The organism is Ensifer sp., assembly GCF_035999135.1.
In the GTDB taxonomy this organism is placed as follows: Bacteria; Pseudomonadota; Alphaproteobacteria; order Rhizobiales; family Rhizobiaceae; genus Ensifer.
Genome location: NZ_DASYGZ010000003.1, coordinates 1 through 2,978, shown reverse-complemented (window position 1 = coordinate 2,978; position 2,978 = coordinate 1). Strand labels below are relative to the sequence as shown.

Annotated in this window: 1 rRNA gene; it reads right to left on the bottom strand. The window is 51.5% G+C overall.

Annotation, left to right across the window (positions count from 1 at the left end):
• Positions 1 to 107: 107 nt before the first annotated feature.
• Positions 108 to 2,927, bottom strand: a 23S ribosomal RNA gene (locus VGO12_RS00055).
• Positions 2,928 to 2,978 lie beyond the last annotated feature (51 nt).

The following is a 2,978-nucleotide window of genomic DNA, read 5'->3' as shown; positions in this document are numbered from 1 at the left end:
CCAGACCAATAGCCACCAACAAGCTCTTTGAGTTGCTGCTTGTATTTGTTTTAACAAGTCAGCTTTCATGTCATATTGGAAGTAGAAGAGATGAAGATAAAGATTAAATGTGCAAGCTGTTGGGTAATTAGTACTGCTCAGCTGAGTGTATTTCGACACGTATACCTGCAGCCTATCAACGTCGTAGTCTACAACGACCCTTATGTGGAAGATTCATCTTCGGGCTAGTTTCGCACTTAGATGCTTTCAGCGCTTATCTATTCCCCACATAGCTACCCGGCCATGCTACTGGCGTAACAACCGGCTCACCAGCGGTGGGTCCACCTCGGTCCTCTCGTACTAAAGGCAGCCCCCGTCAATCTTCCTACGCCCACCACAGATAGGGACCGAACTGTCTCACGACGTTCTGAACCCAGCTCGCGTGCCACTTTAATCGGCGAACAGCCGAACCCTTGGGACCTTCTCCAGCCCCAGGATGTGACGAGCCGACATCGAGGTGCCAAACCTCCCCGTCGATGTGAGCTCTTGGGGGAGATCAGCCTGTTATCCCCGGCGTACCTTTTATCCTTTGAGCGATGGCCCTTCCATACAGAACCACCGGATCACTATACCCTGGTTTCCCACCTGCTCGACCCGTCGGTCTCGCAGTCAAGCCTGCTTGTACTATTGCACTCCACACACGGTTACCAAGCGTGTTGAGCAGACCTTTGGAAGCCTCCGTTACACTTTTGGAGGCGACCACCCCAGTCAAACTACCCACCATGCACGGTCCTGCTCATCGAGCAGTTAGATCCCAGGCCAGCGAAGGGTGGTATTTCAACGTTGGCTCCTGAACGCCTGGCGACGCCCACTCACAGCCTCCCACCTATCCTACACATCCCTGACCCGAAAACAATGCAAAGCTATAGTAAAGGTGCACGGGGTCTTTCCGTCCCGTGGCGGGTAAGCGGCATCTTCACCGCTACTACAATTTCACCGAGCTCACGGCCGAGACAGTGCCCAGATCGTTACACCATTCGTGCAGGTCGGAACTTACCCGACAAGGAATTTCGCTACCTTAGGACCGTTATAGTTACGGCCGCCGTTTACTGGGGCTTCGATTCAATGCTTCTCTTGCGATGACATCCCCTCTTAACCTTCCAGCACCGGGCAGGTGTCAGGCCCTATACGTCAACTTTCGTTTTGGCAGAGCCCTGTGTTTTTGCTAAACAGTCGCCTGGGCCATTTCTCTGCGGCCTCTCTTTGCAGAGGAGGCTCCCCTTCTCCCGAAGTTACAGGGTTAATTTGCCGAGTTCCTTAGCCGTGATTCACTCGAGCACCTTAGAATATTCTTCTCGACTACCTGTGTCGGTTTACGGTACGGGCTGCATACAGCTGGCGTTTCAAAAGCTTTTCTTGGAAGCGTCTTCGATGATTCGCTTTGCCCGTAGGCTCGGCTCAACGCACTATTCCGTCAGTACGTACCATCCACGTCGCTCCGTCACTCTTTCACACTGCATGCAGGGGCAGGAATATTAACCTGCTGTCCATCGGAAGTCGCCTGTCGGCTATTCCTTAGGCCCCGCCTAACCCTCCGTTGATTAGCATAGCGGAGGAATCCTTAGTCTTTCGGTGTGCGGATTTCTCATCCGCATTATCGTTACTTATGCCTACATTTGCTTTTCTCACCAGTCCAGCGCAGCTCACGCCACACCTTCACCCCTGTGAGAATGCTCCCCTACCGATATGTATAAATACAATCGCATAGCTTCGGTAATATGCTTGATGCCCGTTTATTATCGATGCCCGCCCCGCTCGACCAGTGAGCTGTTACGCACTCTTTAAATGTATAGCTGCTTCCAAGCTAACATCCTGGCTGTCTCTGCAGTCGGACCCCCTTAGTTCAACTTAGCATATATTTTGGGACCTTAGCTGATGCTCTGGGTTGTTCCCCTCTCGGACTGGGACCTTAGCACCCCAGCCCTCACTGCCGTGTATATCATGCCCCATTCGGAGTTTGTCAGAATTTGGTAGGATTTGACTCCCCCTAGTCCTATCAGTAGCTCTACCTGAACATGACTCAACCACAACGCTGTTCCTAAAAACATTTCGGGGAGTACGAGCTATTTCTCAGTTTGATTGGCCTTTCACCCCTACCCTCAGTTCATCCGAAAACTTTTCAACGTTTACCGGTTCGGTCCTCCACGATGTGTTACCAGCGCTTCAACCTGACCAAGGGTAGATCACAAAGTTTCGCGTCTACGGCCACTGACTAATCGCCCTATTCAGACTCGCTTTCGCTTCGGCTCCTGTCCTTAAAACATTAACCTTGCCAGTAACCGTAACTCGTAGGCTCATTATGCAAAAGGCACGCCGTCACCCGAAGGCTCCGACCGCTTGTAAGCGCATGGTTTCAAGTTCTATTTCACCCCGTTGCTCACGGTACTTTTCACCTTTCCCTCACGGTACTCGTTCACTATCGGTCTCTCAGGAGTATTTAGCCTTGGCGGATGGTGCCGCCGGATTCAGAGGGGATTCCACCGGTCCCCACTTACTCAGGATACTCACTCAGTTAAAATCGCTGCCTGTACGGGATTCTCACCCTCTACGATTGGCCTTCCCATGCCATTCCAGTTCACTATTTAACCACTAGGTGAGTCCTACAACCCCAAATTGGCCGTAACCAACTTGGTTTGGGCTGTTCCGTGTTCGCTCGCCACTACTTACGGAATCACTATTGTTTTCTTCTCCTGCGGGTACTTAGATGTTTCAGTTCCCCGCGTTTGCCCCCCGTAGGGTAATCAGGCTTCACCTGATTGGGTTGCCCCATTCGGATATCTATGGATCAATGCATATGTGCTGCTCCCCATAGCTTTTCGCAGCTTATCACGTCCTTCATCGCCTCTGAGAGCCTAGGTATCCCCCATGCGCCCTTAATTCGCTTGCGCGACTTTATTCTTCTTCTCTTCTACTTTACCAATATGTCAATGAACTCGTTA